Origin of the sequence: Sphingomonas sp. CFBP 13706, assembly GCF_014842355.1 — a bacterium.
GTDB lineage: Bacteria > Pseudomonadota > Alphaproteobacteria > Sphingomonadales > Sphingomonadaceae > Sphingomonas > Sphingomonas aerolata.
The window spans coordinates 1-541 of the sequence record NZ_JACYVM010000076.1 but is presented as its reverse complement, the minus strand read 5'-3'; the positions used below and the strand labels follow the sequence as shown (position 1 = coordinate 541).

Below are 541 nucleotides of genomic sequence, written 5' to 3'. Positions count from 1 at the left end.
CCGCCTGCATCTTGGCGTCCCGATCGGGACCGGTGCCGAGCATTGGCTCCCAGATCGGCGTGAGGATGGCGGCCGGGTGGACCGAGTTGCAGCGAATCTTCCAGCCCTGTTGTGCGCAGTAGAGCGCGACCGTCTTGCTGTGGTTGCGGATCGCCGCCTTGGACGAGGCATACGCCGCAGCGGCGGGGATGCCGACTAGTCCCGAGCGGGAGGATATGTTGATAATCGAACCGGCCCCCGCAGCCTTCATCGCGCCGATCGCGTAGCGACAGCCGAGGAACGTCCCGTCGAGGTTGACCCGGTGTACGTCGCGCCAGTCCGCTAAGCTGGCGTGTTCCGGGTCGTGCGGTGTCATGCCCGCTTCGAACCCCGTCACGCCAGCATTGTTGACGACCACGTCGGCTACGGGAACGATACCAGCCAACCGCAACCAGTCAGCTTCCTCGCGCACATCAAGCGGTTCGAACCGACACCCGATTTCAGCCGCTGTTGCCGCTCCCGTTGCTTCATCGATGTCGGTGACGATGACGACCGCACCTTC

1 protein-coding gene is annotated in these 541 nt (G+C 64.5%); it reads right to left on the bottom strand.

Features of this window, described 5'->3' with window-relative positions; translation table 11 throughout:
• Window positions 1-541 (bottom strand): SDR family NAD(P)-dependent oxidoreductase (locus IFS44_RS21725; RefSeq protein ID WP_192100231.1); only part of this gene is annotated, 541 nt, incomplete at both ends.